The organism is Arcanobacterium pinnipediorum (assembly GCF_023973165.1).
GTDB lineage: Bacteria > Actinomycetota > Actinomycetes > Actinomycetales > Actinomycetaceae > Arcanobacterium > Arcanobacterium pinnipediorum.
In genome coordinates, this window is sequence record NZ_CP099547.1 from 1093155 (window position 1) to 1111550 (window position 18396).

At 50.3% G+C, this 18396-nt stretch carries 18 protein-coding genes; 2 read left to right on the plus strand and 16 right to left on the minus strand.

From position 1 onward, the window contains the following. Positions 1-85: 85 nt before the first annotated feature. The 3 genes from NG665_RS04835 to pheS form a co-directional block, all read right to left on the minus strand. Entirely contained in the window at positions 86-865 is a 780-nt protein-coding gene (locus tag NG665_RS04835) for an SDR family NAD(P)-dependent oxidoreductase (protein ID WP_252672536.1), read from the minus strand. Positions 866-971: 106 nt separating this feature from the next. Continuing rightward, a complete protein-coding gene (pheT, locus tag NG665_RS04840) occupies positions 972-3554 on the minus strand; it encodes a phenylalanine--tRNA ligase subunit beta (protein WP_252672537.1) in 2583 nt (860 codons plus the stop codon). Next, positions 3554-4636 (minus strand): phenylalanine--tRNA ligase subunit alpha, encoded by a 1083-nt coding sequence (pheS, locus tag NG665_RS04845; RefSeq protein ID WP_252672538.1) that lies wholly within the window; start codon positions 4634-4636, stop codon positions 3554-3556. Before pheS ends, pheT begins: the two co-directional genes overlap by 1 nt. A 262-nt stretch (positions 4637-4898) precedes the next feature. Here pheS and NG665_RS04850 point away from each other — a divergent pair, with 262 nt between their 5' ends. Then, entirely contained in the window at positions 4899-5249 is a 351-nt protein-coding gene (locus NG665_RS04850; protein WP_252672539.1) for a hypothetical protein, read from the plus strand. Between the two features lie 223 nt (positions 5250-5472). On the opposite strand, the gene NG665_RS04855 is transcribed toward NG665_RS04850, so the two are convergent. The 11 genes from NG665_RS04855 to NG665_RS04905 form a co-directional block, all read right to left on the minus strand. Next, positions 5473-6393 (minus strand): dihydrodipicolinate synthase family protein, encoded by a 921-nt coding sequence (locus NG665_RS04855; RefSeq protein ID WP_435366692.1) that lies wholly within the window; start codon positions 6391-6393, stop codon positions 5473-5475. 8 nt (positions 6394-6401) lie between these two features. Next, positions 6402-7211: an ABC transporter ATP-binding protein gene (locus NG665_RS04860; protein WP_252672541.1), complete on the minus strand. Its 810-nt coding sequence runs from the start codon at positions 7209-7211 to the stop codon at positions 6402-6404. Then, positions 7208-9247: a dipeptide/oligopeptide/nickel ABC transporter permease/ATP-binding protein gene (locus NG665_RS04865; RefSeq protein WP_252672542.1), complete on the minus strand. Its 2040-nt coding sequence runs from the start codon at positions 9245-9247 to the stop codon at positions 7208-7210. The genes NG665_RS04860 and NG665_RS04865 overlap by 4 nt, the downstream gene beginning before the upstream one ends. A gap of 2 nt (positions 9248-9249) precedes the next feature. After that, positions 9250-10200, minus strand: coding sequence for an ABC transporter permease (locus NG665_RS04870; protein WP_252672543.1), 951 nt, complete (start codon positions 10198-10200; stop codon positions 9250-9252). Between the two features lie 92 nt (positions 10201-10292). Further along, entirely contained in the window at positions 10293-11867 is a 1575-nt protein-coding gene (locus tag NG665_RS04875; RefSeq protein WP_252672544.1) for an ABC transporter substrate-binding protein, read from the minus strand. A gap of 147 nt (positions 11868-12014) precedes the next feature. Then, positions 12015-12890, minus strand: a complete 876-nt coding sequence (locus tag NG665_RS04880; RefSeq protein WP_252672545.1) for a TrmH family RNA methyltransferase — start codon at positions 12888-12890, stop codon at positions 12015-12017. 81 nt (positions 12891-12971) lie between these two features. Next, positions 12972-13352: a 50S ribosomal protein L20 gene (rplT, locus tag NG665_RS04885; RefSeq protein ID WP_252672546.1), complete on the minus strand. Its 381-nt coding sequence runs from the start codon at positions 13350-13352 to the stop codon at positions 12972-12974. Positions 13353-13379: 27 nt separating this feature from the next. Further along, a complete protein-coding gene (rpmI, locus tag NG665_RS04890; protein ID WP_013170184.1) occupies positions 13380-13574 on the minus strand; it encodes a 50S ribosomal protein L35 in 195 nt (64 codons plus the stop codon). A gap of 91 nt (positions 13575-13665) precedes the next feature. Next, on the minus strand, positions 13666-14274 hold the full coding sequence (infC, locus tag NG665_RS04895; protein ID WP_252672547.1) for a translation initiation factor IF-3: 609 nt from the start codon (positions 14272-14274) through the stop codon (positions 13666-13668). 262 nt (positions 14275-14536) lie between these two features. Then, positions 14537-15256 (minus strand): SseB family protein, encoded by a 720-nt coding sequence (locus NG665_RS04900; protein WP_252672548.1) that lies wholly within the window; start codon positions 15254-15256, stop codon positions 14537-14539. Next, entirely contained in the window at positions 15249-15869 is a 621-nt protein-coding gene (locus NG665_RS04905) for a hypothetical protein (RefSeq protein ID WP_252672549.1), read from the minus strand. The genes NG665_RS04900 and NG665_RS04905 overlap by 8 nt, the downstream gene beginning before the upstream one ends. Positions 15870-16005: 136 nt before the next feature. Here NG665_RS04905 and NG665_RS04910 point away from each other — a divergent pair, with 136 nt between their 5' ends. Beyond that, entirely contained in the window at positions 16006-16770 is a 765-nt protein-coding gene (locus NG665_RS04910; protein WP_252672550.1) for a VIT1/CCC1 transporter family protein, read from the plus strand. 81 nt (positions 16771-16851) lie between these two features. Here NG665_RS04910 and NG665_RS04915 read toward each other — a convergent pair whose 3' ends face one another. Beyond that, positions 16852-17655, minus strand: a complete 804-nt coding sequence (locus NG665_RS04915) for an isoprenyl transferase (RefSeq protein WP_252672551.1) — start codon at positions 17653-17655, stop codon at positions 16852-16854. Positions 17656-17661: 6 nt separating this feature from the next. Beyond that, the gene (gene recO / locus NG665_RS04920; protein WP_252672552.1) at positions 17662-18390 is read right to left on the minus strand and encodes a DNA repair protein RecO; all 729 of its coding nucleotides are present in this window, start codon (positions 18388-18390) and stop codon (positions 17662-17664) included. Positions 18391-18396: the final 6 nt, after the last annotated feature.

Below are 18396 nucleotides of genomic sequence, written 5' to 3' on the forward strand. Positions count from 1 at the left end.
CCTTCACTTGTTGTTAGCACTATGCATAACTATACAAGTATGTGGATGATGGCTAGCATCAAAGTGATGCATTACGCTATGGCGCTCAGTGCTCCCAAGGGGTCAACCGAAGTTTACGTTCCACAGCACCAATTCCATTTCGAGCTCGGCTGGTTAGCTCGGCGATAGAATCACTACCGGCCCGAATAAAGCTGCCAGCTAACGCATCGAGTTCGCCATCAGCTATCAAAGCGATGATCTCGCTCACTTCATCAGGTGAATTCCACTCGGTGCGATCTTGATGCATTATTCTGTTGGCCGTCATATCGGTCTGAACTACTCCGGGCGCGACAGAAAAGACCTTCAATCCCCTCTCATAGCCTGCTTCATGCAACGAACCGGCAAAGCGCAAAAGTGCAGTCTTAGAAACAAAGTATCCGGAAGCTAAGGAACTGTCATAAACCGCAGCTCCTGACGATAGATCCACGATTCTCCCGCCGGCGTTGGCTAACATGCGCGGTACTAAACCGCGAGCGAGCAAATAAGGAGCGCGAACATTAATCTCAAGGGTTTTCCACCAGTTATCTGGATCAGTTTCCCACGGTAAAGCCTCTTCATACATTACGCCGGCATTATTAACTATCATATCGATATTAAAATCGGTGACTTGGTCAAGGAAGGTGCTGATTTGTTGCGGATCTGCGAGATCAACGCCGAATGTCACTACCTTTGCTCCTCGCAAGTTGCAGGCTTTCGCAGTGCCATACAATGCTTCGTGGGTGCGCGCCAGCAGCAACAGAGTTCTTCCGGGGCGTGCAAGGCGGCGCGAAATATGTGCCCCGATACCACGCGAGGCTCCGGTAATAAGAATTGTTGAAGAGTCCATAACTAAAGTCTAGCGTGTGAAGTCATGGTTTTAACATACTTCACACGCTAGAGCTTTGAGATCCGGTTGGACTTATAGGATCGTATTTATTTGCGCCATTGCGAGGTTAGGATCGCAATTGGGCATCAAATAGTTTTGCGGTCTTTTTGATAATGCGGTGGCGAACCATAGCTGTTTCTTCCGCAGTTAACGTATGGTCGCGGCCACGGAAACGAAGCGCAAAAGCTAATGACTTCTTCCCCTCAGGGATCTGATCACCGGTGTAGACGTCGAAGAGTCTAATATCTTCAACGATGTCACCAGCGATGTCCAAAATTGCTTCACGAATCTGACCTGCCGGCAGTGACTCATCGACAATAAGAGCGATATCTTCTTTTGCGGCTGGGAAAGAACTGACCGGCATAATCTTCATGGTTGTCTGTGCAACGGCTGCGATGAGCATGTCAGTATCAGCTTCGAAAGCAATTGAACGCGCAGGTAGGTCAAACGCCTTGCACACCTTAGGTGCCAGCTCGCCAGCATATCCAATCACGTGCCCGTTAACGAGTGCCGCAGCGCCCCGCCCTGGATGGAATGGCGCACGAGCCTCATTGCGGAACTCAACACTAGCTCCAAGCGTATGAGCCATAATGTTCAATGCTTGCAGGGCGTCACGCCAGTCCCAGGTAACAGCAGGAAAACCAGCTTGTGCAGGGGCAACATGTGGTGTGGCAACACCAGCGATGTGATGTGGCTGTTGTGGCATCGCAACAGCGATAGAGGCAAGCGCCTCATCACTGGGGCGTTGCCCAACACCAGGGTTAGGTGCAGGATGAAGTTCATGCGGCCGAGTCACATTGGCAGCTTCGAAAATTGCCACACCTGGGTTGGATCGAGCAACGTTCAACTTCGCAGTATCAAGTAGTGAGTCCAATACTGAAGTACGCATATAAGGCGATTCTTCTTGCAGTGGGTTGGCTAGTTTAATGACTTCTCGGCGTGGATCATCGACGTCGATCTGCTGGTTATCGAATGTCGCTTGCGAAACAAAGGGGTAGGAAACAACCTGCGTCCAGCCTTGTTCTGCAAGTGAACGAACAAGGTCGCGTTGGTGGCGTTGCTTGAGCGTTAAACCGGCTCCTCCGGTTGGAGTTGGCAAAATTGAGGCAATCTCATCGTAGCCCACCAATCGAGCAACTTCTTCAACAAAGTGTGCCGGACCTACCAGATCTGGACGCCACGGAGCTGGAGTGACCTGAAGCTGGTCGCCATTTTCTTCGACCTGGCAACCGATATCGGTCAAAATACTCTTGATCTTGTGTGGTGAAACCTGTAGTCCAGTTAGCCGCTGCACTTCAGAAATCGAGAAATCAATGGGTGCGATATCTGGAGTATTATCGACGTCGAAGTTATCGTCGTCGATAGTTCCACCACCGAAGTCCACCAAGATTTCTGCCACCATCTGCGCAGCGATACGAGTAATCGTCGGATCAACGCCACGCTCGAAACGTTTAGACGCTTCGGAAGGCAAGCGATGACGACGAGCCATCCGGGCAACCGAAACTGGGTCAAAATGAGCTGCTTCGATCAAAATATCAACAGTGGAATCGCTGATTTCTGTATCGGAACCCCCCATAGTTCCAGCAAGTCCAACTACTCGCGCACCGTGACCTCCCTGAGAATCAGCAATAACGAGATCTTGGGGATCTAGCGTGCGTTCTACGCCATCGAGGGTAACTAGATGCTCACCTGCATGTGCTCTGCGCACCACAAGTGGAGCTGTTACCTTGTTCAGATCGTAGGCATGCAGTGGCTGACCGAGGTCAAGCATGACGTAATTTGTTGCATCGACGACGAGGGAGATTGGACGCATTCCTGCTGCTGTGAGGCGATCTTGCATCCATTTTGGTGAGTGTGCTTGCGCGTTGATACCGCGAACAACCATCGTCACAAATCGATCCGCACCAGGTTTGCCGTGGATAGGTTGATCATCTTCGATCGCAACAGCGAATCCCTTGTTGTTGGCTTGCCGATATTCAGTATCTAGGTTAGCCACAAGTCCTGGGTCTGTGAACTGAGCTCCGGTTGAGTGGGAGTATTCGCGTGCAACCCCGCGCATTGAGAAGCAATATCCACGGTCCGGGGTGACGTTGATTTCGAGAATTTCACCAGCTAGTCCAAGGTATGGCAAGACGTTTTTACCGACTTCTGGAACGCCTTCGGCTTGGGCTTGTTCTTGAGAATGAGCTAGTACGATGATGCCATCGTGGTCTTGGCCTAAACCGAGTTCGCGCGCAGAACAGATCATGCCGTCTGAGATATGCCCATAGGTTTTCCGAGCTGCGATCGCAAAATCGCCTGGGAGTACAGCGCCCGGAAGTGATACGACGACGTAGTCGCCTTCAACGAAATTATGTGCACCACAAATTATCCCGCGTGAGGCAAAATCGACAGGTTCCTTGCCTTGGCCGGGTTCGTCGTTATGCTCACCTACATCTACTCGACAATAGTTAATAACTTTGCCGTTTTTCTGCGGTTCTTTAGAAATAGTGAGTACTTTTCCGACGACGACGGGCCCGGTTACGTCCGGGGCGTGGATTGCTTCTTCTTCTAAACCAACTTTGACCAAATCTGCGGCCAACTGCGCGGCGGTCAAATCTGGCGGGAGTTCAACATGAGTGCCAAGCCAGTCAATAGGAATACGTGGCATTAGTTTCCCCTTCCGGTAGTGCCAAATTGGTGGGAGAAGCGAATATCGCCTTCAACCATGTCTCGCATGTCTGCAATGGCATTGCGTAACATCAGCGTGCGCTCGATTCCCATCCCGAATGCGAATCCGGTATATTCTTCAGGATCAATTCCCGCATTTCGTAAAACTTCAGGGTTGACCATTCCGCAACCGCCCCATTCGATCCAGCCCGGGCCACCCTTCTTTTGCGGGAACCATAAATCCATTTCAGCCGACGGCTCGGTGAAAGGGAAATATGACGGGCGCAGCCGGGTGCGTGCCTGAGCTCCGAAAAGCTGTTGCGCAAAATGATCTAACGTCCCTTTCAAATGCTCCATGGTTAGGCCTTTATCCACGGCAAGACCTTCGATTTGATGGAATACCGGGGTGTGTGTGGCATCGAGTGCATCGGTGCGGAAAACCTTTCCAGGGCAAACAATATAAAGCGGAACTCCGCGTTCGAGCATCGCATGAGATTGCACGGGTGATGTGTGCGTGCGCAAGACTAGGCCGGGTTGTTGTTCGACCTCAGATGATGAACCTGGATGAGCAACGCCATCGACGTAGAAGGTATCTTGCATTTGCCGAGCTGGGTGGTCGGGCCCAAAATTTAACGAATCGAAGTTAAACCACTCGTGTTCGAGTTCTGGTCCTTCAGCTACTTGCCATCCCATGCCGATAAAGAGATCGGAAATATCTTCCATTAGAGCAGGTAACGGATGGCGCGCACCACTGGGCTGACGATTTACCGGCAACGTGACATCGACGGTTTCTTCACTGAGCATTCGTGCTTCTACTAAAGCGTCGATGCGTTCTGTGGCAGTGGCTAAGGCGTGCTGAATCTCCTTGCGCGCAGTACCCAAAAGGCGCCCTGCTATCGGACGTTGTGTTTTATCAAGGGTTTTGATCGCCATGTTAGCTTGTGTGATGGGCGCGTTATCGCCGGTGTGTAACAGACGAACTTCTTTTAACTCATCGAGTGTTTGAGCATTCAAAAATGCTTCTTGGGCAGCATGGATAGCTTGTGCAATCCCGGCTTCATCCAATGGACTGAGCGGTTCCATAATAACCTTTCATCCTGAAGAACTATCAGTACTAATTGTACGGTGTCAAAGATGAAACTATAGATACGTGGGTGCATATACTTCGTCACCCTTGACGTTGATTTAGGATTTTGAGTCCTCGCTCTTAGCTGAAAACACAGCGTGACGAAGACTTAGGGAACGTGCCTCGGTAGAGTAAGTGAAAATACACGGAAGAGTCCGTTTATTTCTACACGGACGTTTAGTGTGACCAAACGTCGATAACCTGACTAAGGAGATAGTGATGTCTGAGGATAAGAATATTTTTGATCGCGCAACTGATGCCGTTAAATCAGCCTTTGATGAGGCTCGTGAAAAAGTTGATTCATCACAGGTGCAAGAGAAACTAACTGAGACGAAGTCTGTTGTGGTTGATAGTGTTCGATCCGCTGGTGAAAAAGCATCGGAAATTGTGCGTGAGACGAAGCATAAGGCCGAAGATCTGTTGGGTCGAAATGATTCCGTGGTTGAAAAAGCGGATCGGAAGATTGAGCAAACTTCGGAAACGATGGGCGCTAAGATTGACGATGCGGCTAAGCGCGCTGAAGATTTTGGCGAGAAGCTCACCGACAAGCTCGAAGATAGCAACGAATAATTCCACTCTCGCGCGCTAATCGAGCCGTGAAAGCTGATAATGTTTGGCCGTGCCTAGCGGCGAATATGTTTAGATTGGCCGCTATTAATCGTTGATATTGATTCACGGTCAATAGCACATATAGTTTGGGGATCGCATAGATGCGATCCCCAAACTATATTCTCACGCGTAGGTAGACTAGCTATTGTGTAGGGGAAATCAAGACTTCCCCTACTAGATATAGCTAGCCTAATAAGCCGACGTGACGCAGCACTTGTGCGATGCCTTCTTCTTCTTCGGCAGTAAGCTGCGAAACAGGTGTTGGCATCTGATTGGATTCAAAGATTCCCAAAACTTTGAGCGCGGTCTTGAACGCACCAACTCCCGCGCCAAAGCCAGTAGTAGAAGATGGAACCATGACGATGCGCATGAGATCAGATAACCGATCTTGTTCTTTGCGTACGGTCTCCCAGTCCCCTGCTTGGTAGGCGTTCCATTGCCGAACGTAACCAGCTGGATCGACATTAGCTAACCCAGGAACTGAACCGTCTGCGCCTCCTAGATATGCACCGTCAACTACAACTTCGTGACCAGTCAGGAGCGAAAGCGGATGTCCGGCTCGCTCATTGTCTTGAAGCAGGAAACGGAAGGATACGTCGTCGCCCGAAGAATCCTTGACGCCGGCAAGGACGCCGTCTTGTCCCAGACGCATCAGTAATGCAGGTGGGAGCTTGACATGTACACATACCGGAATATCATATGCGAATAAGGGCAGTTCAGTTGCGGCTGCAATAGCGCGGAAATGGTTTTCAACCTGAGCCATGCCACCTAAAGCATAGAACGGAGCAGTAGCAACAATGCCATCGACGCCGATCTGTTCAGCTTGCCGAACATGTTCTAGCACACGGTCGGTCTGGGTATCGATAACGCCAGCAAGGACTGGCACGCGCCCTGCGACAACTTCATTGGTTGCGCGAAGAATTTCTTCGCGCCGGCTCGGCGTAGCAAAAGCTCCTTCACCTGATGAACCCAGAGCAAAAACTCCGTGAACACCAGCTTGAATCATGCGATCCAAACCACGTTGATACGATTGCACATCGAATGTGCCATCTTCATGTTCTGCAACTACTACTGGTGGAATAACTCCACGAAAATCAGTCATAATCCTTTTCCTTAGAGAGTCGGGTGAAGCAACGACGGAGCAGCACCCAAAAGTTTCCTAGTGTAGGCATCTTGTGGATTGGCCAACAGCTCATCAGCTGGACCTTCCTCAACAACAAGTCCTTGATTCATAACAGCGATACGATCAGAGACGTAACGGACCGTTTGAATGTCGTGGGAAATGAAGACCATAGCTAGGTTTAATTCTTCTTTGAGATCTGTTAACAGATTCAGAATCTGTGCACGTACCGAAACGTCGAGCGCAGAGGTTGGTTCATCAGCAATGATGGCCTTTGGTTCGAGAGCTAAGGCTCGTGCGATAGCAACGCGTTGGCGCTGACCACCAGAGAGCTGGCCAGGGAGCGCATCAAGTGCAGAGGCTGGCAAACCGACCATTGAGATCAGGTCGCTAACGCGCTTCTTTCGGAAGGCTTCATCACCAATTTTGTGTACTCGCAACGGATCAGCAAGTTGGTCTTGGACAACCATACGCGGATTAAGAGCTGTAGCTGGATCCTGGAACACCACAGAGACGACCCGGCCTACTCGGCGACGAGTATCTGCCGAACGCTTTGTAATCTCCTCACCGTTGAAGAACACACGTCCTTCGGTTGCTACTTGCAGACCACACATGACATTGGCAGTTGTCGATTTTCCACAACCTGATTCGCCAACGATACCAAGAGTTTGACCTGGCATAACTTTCATATTGACGCCGCGAACTGCTTGGATCTTATTTGGCTTGAACAGCGATCCAGTACGAGTCCGGAAGGTGACTTTTACATCCTGGAGTTCGATGATGGGAGTATCCTGCGTAGTCACAGTGCTTCACCTGCCTTTGCAGTATCAGTGGTTTGTGATTCTGGCCGTGGTGGCAACGCGGCATAGTAGTGGCGTGGGCCAACTTCGGTCAAGACCGGACGGATGTCCAATCCGTAATCCGGATGTGAGGAACGTGGAGCGAAGCGATCACCAATTGGGAAGTCCTTAGGCGATGGCACAGTTCCGGGAACCTGGTGGAGACGACCGGAACCGGATTCGATGGACAGCACAGCACCGAGCAAGCCACGAGTGTATTCGTGTGTTGGGTTGAGCAACAGCTCACTGGTTGGTGCTTGTTCGATGACTTGACCGGCGTACATAACTGTAATCGAATGTGCTACCTCAGCAACGAGTGCCAAATCGTGGGAAACGAACACCATTGCGAATCCAAGCTTGTCACGCAACTCATTGAGCAAATCAATAACCTGCTTTTGGACTGTAACGTCCAAAGCTGTGGTTGGTTCGTCAGCAATCACGAGCTTGGGATCACGGGTCAATGCCATAGCAATGAGGACGCGCTGGCGCTGACCACCAGATAGTTCGTGTGGATAGGATTCTAGGGTCCGCTTCGGATCCAGTCCAACGAGTTCGAGGAGTTCTGCCGCACTACGAGTACCACCACGCGAGGTGAGCTGCTTCATCTGTGACTTGATCAGCATCGCCGGATTGAGTGAGCTCAGTGCGTCTTGGTAGATCATTGCCATTTCGTGGCCGAGCAAACTCTGGCGTTCTGCCGGATCCATTTCGAGAAGATTACGTCCCTCGTATAGTAACTCTCCGGAAAGCTCAGCTCGTGGATCAATAAGACCCATGATTGACAAGGCTGTAATCGATTTACCACAGCCCGACTCTCCAACTAAGCCCATCGTTTCCCCGGGAGCAACGGTGAACGAGACGTTATCGACGACATTAACATCACCATGGCGCGGGAACTTGATCGAGAAATTCTTCACCTCAAGAAGTGGCGTAGTATTAGCGTCCGATACAAACCGATCGATGCGTTTCACTTCAACTTCGCGTAAAGCATCAATTCGTGCTTGGAGCGATTCAGCCTGCTCTGCGTATGCCTTGCGTGGATCGAGCAGAAGCTTATCGGCTTCACGCTTAGACGTTGCATCGACTTGTGCAACCGAAACGCCCTTAGGAGCTGCCACCATAGCATCGGTGATACCTTCGGACAGGATGTTCAAACACAAGACCGTAATCATGATCATGACGCCAGGGAAGAACGCAGTCCACCACTTGCCAACGATAATCGAGAGATTAGATGAGGCGTCGGAGAGGACATTTCCCCATGTGGGAACCATAGCTGATTGCAAACCAGAACCGATGAAGGTCAACGATGCTTCGAGAATAATTGCATCTGCAACCAAAACGGTGGCGAATACCAAAACCGGAGCAGCAGTGTTACGCATGATGTGCTTGGTCAAGATCCACGGAGCGCGGGCGCCAGAGACGATGATTGCCCGTACATAGTCTTCACCGTAAGCACTCATCACGTTAGCTCGCACAATGCGGGCAAGCTGTGGGGTGTAGACGAAGGCAATTGAACAGACGATAACAACCAATAGACCTGCTAGGTTATCTGAACTAAACCGTGCCGAGAAAACCAAAACCGTTACCGCGGCCATTGCAATGCCGGGTACTGCCATAATGATATCGAGAATGCGCATGATCACTTCAGAAATTGACTTGCGCACAACTGCAGCAATAGAACCGATAATTGCACCGAAGAACAGAGCGATAGCAGTGGAACAAATTCCGATAAGCATCGAGAAACGACCGCCGTAAAGCAATCGGCTCAAGATATCACGACCTACGTGATCAGTACCAAAGAGATGGTCTGCATTTGGTGCCGTCCACTTATCAAAGATCGCATCCGGTTCGTAAGGTGCAATCAAGGGCGCGATCACCGAGATAAAAACGATAAGCGCTAAGACTGATAGAGCTATCCGCGATCCCAGGTTCATATTACGAATACGCGTAAAACGTACCCCGGGCTGAGTAACTTTTGCGAGTTTTTCTTTCTTTCCCATAATCACACCGACCTAATACGTGGATTAATCAGTAAATAGAGCATGTCAACCACAATATTGACAATGATAAATGCGATAGCAACAACTAATGCACCACCTTGTACTAGGTTCACCCAGTTATTCTGGATACCTTTAATCAGTACTTGCCCCATACCGTTAATCGCGAAAATAATTTCGATAACAACAGCGCCGCCCATCAAATAGCCTACGCGCAGACCCAAAACAGTAACCGGAGTGATCAGAGCGTTTCGCAAAACATTACGACCAATAACGATTGATTTTGGAATACCGGCACCCAATGCAGTACGCACGTAATCACGGTCTAATTCTTCAACCATGGATGTACGCACAACACGCGTCATTTGCCCGATGACTGGGATTGCCAGTGCTACAGCAGGCAAGAGCATACGCACAAACCAGCCACCAAAATCGTCAAAGATTCCGGGCAATACACCCGATACCGGCAGTTTTCCAATAAAAGCAAGAACGAGAAGAACAGCTAACCAGAAAGATGGAGTTCCAATGCTGATAACAGAAATAACTCGGATGAGTTGATCGGGCCATCGATCGCGGTAGATCGCAGCGACCACGCCGAGTGGGAAGGAAACCAATACGGCTAAAATAAGGCCAAAGAAGGTTAATTGGAGAGTAATGGGCAAAGCCTGAGCGATCAATGACGATACTGTGTTCGAAACGCCCACACCATAGATTCCGAGATCGCCTTGCACAAGATTCAGTATGTAGATTCCAAGACGAACCAACAGAGGTTCGTTCAAGCCTTGCTGCTCACGGAACGCTTCAAGCTCTGTAGGAGTCGCGTTTTCACCGAGCGTTGCATAGGCTGGGTCAATTGGCGATAACGCCATAATTAAGAAGACGAGCACTGTTACGCCCAGCACCATGACTGGTAGCGCAACAAGGCGACGTCCGATTAGTCTTAGTAAATTATTCATTCCATCTTTTCCTTACGACTGTTCTCAACCAGTTGAGGGGCGGATGCGGCTTCACGCATCCGCCCCTCATTGGCTTTTATCAGATGTCTGAATTACTTGTGAGTTACTCCAAGCAAGTACAATCCAGTAGTCGCAATTGCATCAACGCCATCGACGGTTGCTGGGTTGTAAGCGGTAATCATCGCACGGTGGAAGAGTGGGAAGATTGGAGCTTGTTCTGCAACGATATCCTGCAACTCGCCCCACTTTGCCTTAGCTTCAGCACCAGCAAGGGAATCTGCTTCATTGATAAGCTGCTGGATCTGTGCGTAGATTTCAGGGTTGGAATTTGCGAAGTTGGAACGCTTATGCATCCAAGCGTTATCGCCATACCACCAAGAGAAGAAGATAGCTGCGTCGTTTCCGAATACTGACGGATCACCAGGGGCTAAGATAACATCGTAGGTTGGGTTATCAACGTCAGCGTTATCTGCGTAGAGGGCAGCTGATGCCTTGGATTCGATGTTGACGGTCAGACCGAGCTTCTCCCAATCTTCCTTGATCTGTGGTGCGAGGTTTGCAACCCAAGGATGATCTGTGGTCAAAAGAGTGATTGACTCAGTAGGCATTCCGGCTTCATCGAGCAGCTTCTTCGCATCATCCATGGAGTATCCCATGTCGGTAGCTGGCTTCTTGAAATCAGGATTTACTTCAGGCAAGAAGGACTGGGCTGGCTTTGCCTTGCCCGAGACTGCTGACTCGATCAGACGCTCGGTATTAACTGCCTTGATCAAAGCACGACGTACTTCTGGCTTATCGAATGGAGCCTTGGTGGTGTTGAACATCAAGAATGGGTTGTTGTAACCATCAACTTCCTTGACTTCCCAACCAGCACTCGTTAGTTCTGGGATAGTTGCAGCTGGTACAGCTTCCATTACGTCGGTGGTGCCACCAAGAGCTGCCGAGAGACGCTGGCTGTCATCCTTTTGTGGATTCCAAACGATCTTCTCTAGCTTTGCTGGATTCTTACCGTTGTAGTGCTCGTTGATAACGGCTGTAATAGGAGTTCCCTCTTTTGGAGCGGCCTCGAACTTGTATGGACCAGTACCGATTGGCATGGTCTTCAACTCATCATCGCTCATGCCTGCTGGGACGACCTTGACCAAAGCCAAGCGCTCTTCGAGCTTTGCAAATGGGTAGTTGAGTTCAACCGTAACGGTGGAATCATCCTTTGCAGTAACTGACTTAATTGCCTTGAAGAATGGGGTGTAAAGTCCACCTTCGTTAGAGTTGCGCTCGTATGACTTTACAACGTCATCAGCCTTAACTGGAGTACCATCAGAGAACTTAGCGTCCTTACGAAGTGCGATCTCGTAGGTGAGTTCGCCAACTTCCTTTGGTGCAGCTTCAGCAAGAGCTGGGTGGGTTGAATAGTCGGCCATATTGAAATTATAAAGGCCTTCTAGGATGTGCCAATTAACGCCGTTAGCTAGAGCTGATCCAGCGTGGACTGGACTCCAATTTGTAGTTTCGTAAGCAACACCAACGTTAAGAACACCAGATGGACCTTCCGGACCGGTCATTGCATCTTCGGTTTTCTTTTCCTCAGTAGTTGATCCACCACAAGCACTTAGCGCCAAGGCGGTCGCTGCAAGAGTTGCAACGATTCGGGTCTTTTTCACAGACATAGACTTTCCTCTCCATTGAGCATATGAGCAGTTATCAACTCTGCACGTATGTTGTCCGACAAATTCATCGTAGATCCTTAAAGGTCCCGTTGCAAGGTATAACTACTGGTTTTCGGTAACGATCTGATAACACTTTCTTTGGATAGCTCACCGCACCCAACTCTGCTCACTGACATCTGAATAACGTTGAGCTCGGGCCGAAGTATATAAACACAGCGAGGTAGCTACCGCGACGTTGAGCGACTCGGATGCTCCCCACATCGGAATACGTACAAGCGCATCTGCCCACTCCCGTTGTTCTTGAGTAAAACCGTGAGCTTCGTTGCCTACCAACCATAATGTCGGCCGACGCAGATCAATATCTGCAACAGGTTGCCCACTACGCTGGGCAATAAAAGCAGCATCGGAAAGTACGCCGAGGTCTACATCTCCCCTGCCATCTGCAATCAAGACCTGGATCCCAGCCTGCTTAACGTCGGCGATTACACTGCGTACATCTTCATCTTCGAAAATTGGTAGATGGAAATATGACCCTGCAGTGGCACGCAAAACTTTTGGATTAGTCGCATCGACTGACCCCCGACCTAAAATAACAGCGTCGGCACCGCAAGCATCTGCAGAACGAATAATAGTGCCAAGATTACCTGGGTCTACCACTTCGATCGCACAGACTAAAAGTTGGGCTTTAGCGATAACTTGAGCAATATCTTCTTCGTCCGCTACATTCACTACTGCGAAAATTCCTTGGGAATTGGGCGATACCGAGGAAGCTAGATCAGGTGGCAAAAGATGGGTGTATGGATCAAGACGATCAAGCAATGCGTCGATATCACGGTGTAAAGATAGAGCTTGTGAGGTTACATATACGTCACGTACGTGACCAGGAATATGTATTAAAGCCTCACGAACTGCCTGCGGACCTTCAACAATCGCTTGCCGATACTGGTGACGAGCCTTGCGTTTATAGAGTCCAGCAACTTTTTTCAACTGCCCGGTGTAGGACAGTATCTGCGTACGCGGCATTAAATCTCCTTGAAAATAAACTACTACGCCCCCACTCTACTAAAGAGTGGGGGCGTAGTACGTTTTTATCAGCGCATTAGATCATGCAGCTGGTGCATTGACATCAGCTGGCAGAGCCTTGCGTGCTGATTCTACGACAGCTGCGAACGCAGCTGGATCGTTGACTGCCATTTCAGCGAGCATACGACGATCGAGTTCGATACCAGCGAGCTTAAGGCCTTGCATGAACCGGTTGTAGGTCATGCCGTTTGCACGAGCGCCGGCGTTGATGCGAGCGATCCAGAGCTTACGGAACTCATTCTTACGGACCTTACGATCACGGTAGTTATATACGAAAGAGTGCGTTACTTGCTCTTTAGCCTTACGGTATAGGCGCGAGCGCTGGCCACGGTAGCCAGAAGCCCGCTCAAGGACTGTACGACGCTTCTTCTTAGAATTAACAGCGTTCTTTACGCGTGCCATGTTATATCTCCTTTAGTGCGAGCTGGCTCAGATGCCGAGCAATGACTTGACCTGCTTGACGTCTGCCCGTGCCACCGGCTGATCCGAGGACAGGCGGCGGGTACGGCGGGAGGACTTGTGCTCGAGAAGGTGGCGCTTGCCAGCCTGCTCACGCATAAGCTTTCCAGATCCCGTCTTGCGGAAACGCTTCTTTGCACCGGAGTGCGTCTTCATTTTTGGCATTTTATTTTCCCTCAATGCTGTAGTGAAACAGCTTTCTGTTCTAGCTTTCGGTCGAGCCGAAAACGGTTCGTGTCAGCTTGTCTTCCGTTAATTAATTCTCATCCGCAGATTCGAGCAACGAAGCAACGCGCTCAGCATTTTTCTGGGTGCGACGTACTTCTTCAGCGCGACGATTTTCTCGTTCTGCTTCACGACGACGACGCTGATCAGATTTTGCTTCTGACTTTCGACGCGTTGGTGCAAGCACCATCACCATCGAGCGTCCATCAACACGAGGCGCAGATTCAACTACAGCATCCTCTGCAGTATCAGCTGCCAGACGCTCCATAAGCTTAATACCCATTTCCGGACGTGATTGTTCACGACCACGGAAGCGCAACTGAATCTTGACTTTATCGCCACCGTTGAGGAATTTAATAATTCGCTTCAACTTGGTTTCGTAGTCATGCTGATCAATCTTCAAACTCAAGCGCATTTCCTTGAGTTGGGTATTGCTCTGGTTGCGACGTGACTCGCGTGCCTTTTGGGCGGCCTCATATTTGAACTTGCCGTAATCCATAAGTTTAGCTACGGGTGGGTTCGCATTAGGCGCCACTTCAACAAGATCGAGGTTCGCTTCGTGAGCGAGTCGCAGTGCATCCTCCACACGTACTACGCCAACCTGTTCACCAGCTGGGCCCACTAGACGTACTTCGGCCACGTTGATTCGATCGTTGATTCTTGGCTCGTTGATAATTGCTCCTCTTAACTAACTTTGACGTGCGACGCGCACGGAGTCCAGAGGGCATACGGTTCTAAGCCGTATTCTCATGACCCGATCCCTTAGGGACCCAGGTGGGATTTTCTCCGCTTGCGTTCCGGCTTGTGCCGGTCGGTCATTGCCTAACTCTACCAGCTATATCGCTAAGAAACATAATGATTAGCCCCGCTGGGGCGCCGCGGCACAGTGAGCTTACACACGTTCAGGCTTGCCGTGGACGAATCTCAACAAAGTCAAGCCGAGCTTTGAGGTAGGGATCTGCCTCTAGTGCTCTCCCGAGTTCTTGCGCTGCGAGAATAACGCGATCGACTGGAGTTTCATGAGGTAAAAATACATCAATCACACTCCGGCCATACGCATCAGAAGTAATCTGGATATCGAGAACATGATCGATACGCTGTTGTAATTCACCTAATCTTTCGGCAACTTTTTTATCCGCCCAAGGCGCTAACCAGTTTCCTCCGGTTGCAAGCGAAATCACTGCACTACGGCTGATCCATGTTTCATGTTCAGTGCCAGGATCGAGCACAATCTGCCCAATTTTCTGCTTTAACGTTGCTAACGCAATCGACTCTATTCCCATTGGCACTGGTCGAGCTTTCTGATTCCACCCGCCCAAAGTTTCCACAGACGAAAAGACGGCAACCGCGTGCCGACCATCAGCAATAAGATGTGTGTGCAACGTTGTTGCATCATCAGATAAATCTAAGGCCGCAGTGGCATGCTCTTTGATTCGCCCGTCCTGATCGCGGCCAGGGTGAGAGTGTGGGATAACGGGAACTAACACTCGATCCAACACTTTGATAATAGCCTGAACACGTTGGGCAACCGGTTGCGAAAACGCCACTTTGAGATCTTGGGGAAGCGATCCATCATCTCCAGCAAAGGGATTAGGCGTAAGTAAAGCAGAAATATTAGGCATCTGGCTGTTCCGTATCTTCAGTTACCTCACGCATAACTTCTGCAATCTCTGCTACCGATATCTGCGTGATTGCCCCGGCAACCTCTGCAGGATCCTGCTGGCCAAGTATTAATGACTCAACCATCGGATCAAGACTATTAAGGAGCAGACCACCAGGGATATCCTCACTGCGTTGGCCGTTGATAAATCGCACCGCGTTAACCAGACCTGAAGTGCCACTTTCAGCGCCGACGTCGTCGCCCAAATCCGCGGTAATCAGCACCACACCATACGCCGAAAGCTCAGAGAAAAGTGCTGCTACGCGCTGCGGGTTATCCGAAAGAGACTCCGACCCGGCTTCAGCCTCGGCGCCGTCCTGGGTAACGCTCTCCCCTAGGAGTTCAGAAATATCCCAATCATCAAAACTGGGCACCGGTAACTCACGCACGAGCGCAACGCCCGAAGCAGTGGGAACCACAACTGCTTCAATGCCGCGTAACTTTGCAACTCCAGCAATGACCTTGGGGTTATTAAACGGAGTGAGAATAAGGTATCGCCGAGCAGAGTTCACAGCTAACCAGCCTTCCGATTGGGTTAAGGTTTGTAGGTTTTGCGCACCCACATTTGATCTCATAACAGTTTAGACTGCCACACCCTAAACCTTCAAAACTTAGGACTACCGTCCCAAGGCTCGCCTAACCTTGCTATACCAACGAAAAATTAAAGTCTAGACTGGCGTTAATAGCAGTCAAGAAAGAATGGAGAGCATTATGACTCTGACTTACGCATATGATGAATGTGCTTGCGAAATTAAGTCTAGCGCTCCTGCGCATCTTGATTTCACGCCGGCAAGTGAAGAAAACTCAGTCCTCGGGTCTCGGCTAAATTGGTTACGTGCCGGGGTGCTGGGTGCAAATGATGGCATCGTATCCACCGCAGGTATAGTCATGGGAGTTTCAGGTGCGGCGGTGAACAGTCACGCACTGTTTGCAGCCGGGTTAGCCGGTATGGTCGCAGGTGCGTTATCCATGGCAGCAGGTGAATACGTTTCGGTCTCCACCCAACGAGATACTGAACAAGCCGCGATCTCGCGTCAGCGCCACTTCTTCCGAACCAGCCCCGTCGCCGCCCAGCAACGCCTGGCGAGTTTGATTGCCGGGCAGGGAATCTCAAAACCTCTAGCGTGGCAAATGTCTGTAGAGCTGACGAAAAAAGATCCAGTTCATGCGCTCGCGCAATACGAATATGGTATCGACGCCGATGAGCTCACCAACCCATGGCATGCAGCTTGGGCATCCATGATTTCCTTCGTTCTTGGCGCAATCATCCCATTCTTGGCAATGATTCTCGCTCCGATTTCGGTTGCGGTACCACTGACAGTAGCTTCGGTGAGTATTGCATTGGCGATCACTGGATCAGTTTCAGCATGGCTGGGTAGCGCACCTATTTTGCCGGCAACAATCCGAAACGTCGTTTGGGGCAACCTAGCGATGTGGGTAACCTACGGCATCGGATTTCTGGTCGCGAACGTCTAAAATACGTTTCGCGCACAGCAATACGTTTCGCGCACGGCTATCTTCGCGATAATCGCACTGTGAAACCGCAGGTTGCTGGGTTTAGGAGCGAGACCCAGCCACCTGATCGACTGCGCCACCGAATCTACGGTTGCGAGAAGCATACTGGCTAATGCATTGCCATAAAATAGTCCGATCAAAATCCGGCCACGCCTGATCAACAAACATCATCTCTGCATAAGAAGACTGCCACAACATAAAGTTGGAGATCCGCTGTTCTCCCCCAGATCGAATAAATAGATCAACATCTGGAAGCTCAGGCTTATACAGTGCCTGAGCGATAGTGTGCTCAGTAATCTTATGCGGTTTAAGTTCGCCCTGAGCTACGCGCTGAGCAATGTCTGCAACCGCGTCCGCAATCTCTGCTCGTCCGCCATAGTTACAACAAAAATTAAGCGTCAAGGTTGAATTATAGGCCGTTAGGCGCTGTGCTTCTTGAAGCTCTCGAATAACTGATGACCAAAGCCGTGGCTGGCGCCCGGACCAAAGAATTTTCACGCCCCAATCGTCGAGCTCATGGCGACGGCGATGAATAACGTCGCGAGAATAATTCATCAAAAACGCAATCTCTGCCGGCGAACGGCGCCAATTCTCCGTCGAGAACGCATAAACCGAAACCACCTCGACGCCGATTTCAATAGCTCCAGCCAGCACATCCATCAACGCCAACTCGCCAGCTTTATGACCTTCAGTCCGGGCAAGATTACGTTCATTAGCCCAGCGCCCATTACCATCCATCACAATCGCAATGTGGCGTGGTATTGCTCGTGGATCAATGTGCGGTGGACGCTGCCCGATAGCAGGTGGCGCAATCGGCTCATGTTCCCGGGGATAGATACGTTCCATAATTCCTCAATTTAACTGAAGTAGTCGCAATGATTTAAGATGTTTTTCCACATGCCATTGAGCATAAGCCCCCACAATCGCACCAACAGCTTTACGCGCAGCCACTGGTGCATCGTGGGCACTGACCCAATCTCCACTAATTAATGCCAGCAACAATTGCCATGTTTGAACTGTTGGCGTAGCAGAGCCTACCGGACGGCAATCATCACACACTGCACCTCCGGCAGCGATATTAAGTGCTGAGTGTGGGCCTGGAACCGCACACGAAGCACATTCATCAATCGCAAACCCCCACCCGGCAACAAGCATCGAGCGCAAAATATAAGAATAAACAACCAGCTCAGGCGGATGAGCCTTGCTAGCAATCGCATAGAGCGCTCCATGGAGCAACGTAAAAAGCTCAATATCCGTAACGTCGTCGTCGTTCAAAATATCAGCAAATTCAACTATCGTGCTCGCAGCAGTATACGCCGCATAGTCCCTGCCGATCGTGCGTCCATACTGCGCCAAAGTATCAACCTGCGAAATAGTATCGAGCGTTTTCCCCCGATACACCTGAATATCGACATGCGAAAATGGCTCTACGCGAGCTCCAAACCGCGAGGCAGTCTTACGTACACCCTTAGCTACTGCACGAATTTTCCCGTGGTTGCGCGAGAGCATCGTAATAATACGATCAGCTTCACCAATATCATGGGTACGCAACACAATCGCGTCATCACGATAGGTTTTCACGGTAAC

What these genes read in the sequence shown, in the direction of transcription:
- pheT (WP_252672537.1), bottom strand. Translation starts at nt 3,554, where the DNA reads ATGCCACGTATTCCTATTGACTGGCTTGGCACTCATGTTGAACTCCCG.
- NG665_RS04835 (WP_252672536.1), bottom strand. Translation starts at nt 865, where the DNA reads ATGGACTCTTCAACAATTCTTATTACCGGAGCCTCGCGTGGTATCGGG.
- NG665_RS04870 (WP_252672543.1), bottom strand. Translation starts at nt 10,200, where the DNA reads ATGAATAATTTACTAAGACTAATCGGACGTCGCCTTGTTGCGCTACCA.
- NG665_RS04915 (WP_252672551.1), bottom strand. Translation starts at nt 17,655, where the DNA reads ATGGAACGTATCTATCCCCGGGAACATGAGCCGATTGCGCCACCTGCT.
- NG665_RS04865 (WP_252672542.1), bottom strand. Translation starts at nt 9,247, where the DNA reads ATGGGAAAGAAAGAAAAACTCGCAAAAGTTACTCAGCCCGGGGTACGT.
- NG665_RS04875 (WP_252672544.1), bottom strand. Translation starts at nt 11,867, where the DNA reads ATGTCTGTGAAAAAGACCCGAATCGTTGCAACTCTTGCAGCGACCGCC.
- NG665_RS04900 (WP_252672548.1), bottom strand. Translation starts at nt 15,256, where the DNA reads ATGCCTAATATTTCTGCTTTACTTACGCCTAATCCCTTTGCTGGAGAT.
- rplT (WP_252672546.1), bottom strand. Translation starts at nt 13,352, where the DNA reads ATGGCACGCGTAAAGAACGCTGTTAATTCTAAGAAGAAGCGTCGTACA.
- NG665_RS04910 (WP_252672550.1), top strand. Translation starts at nt 16,006, where the DNA reads ATGACTCTGACTTACGCATATGATGAATGTGCTTGCGAAATTAAGTCT.
- NG665_RS04905 (WP_252672549.1), bottom strand. Translation starts at nt 15,869, where the DNA reads ATGAGATCAAATGTGGGTGCGCAAAACCTACAAACCTTAACCCAATCG.
- pheS (WP_252672538.1), bottom strand. Translation starts at nt 4,636, where the DNA reads ATGGAACCGCTCAGTCCATTGGATGAAGCCGGGATTGCACAAGCTATC.
- rpmI (WP_013170184.1), bottom strand. Translation starts at nt 13,574, where the DNA reads ATGCCAAAAATGAAGACGCACTCCGGTGCAAAGAAGCGTTTCCGCAAG.
- NG665_RS04850 (WP_252672539.1), top strand. Translation starts at nt 4,899, where the DNA reads ATGTCTGAGGATAAGAATATTTTTGATCGCGCAACTGATGCCGTTAAA.
- NG665_RS04880 (WP_252672545.1), bottom strand. Translation starts at nt 12,890, where the DNA reads ATGCCGCGTACGCAGATACTGTCCTACACCGGGCAGTTGAAAAAAGTT.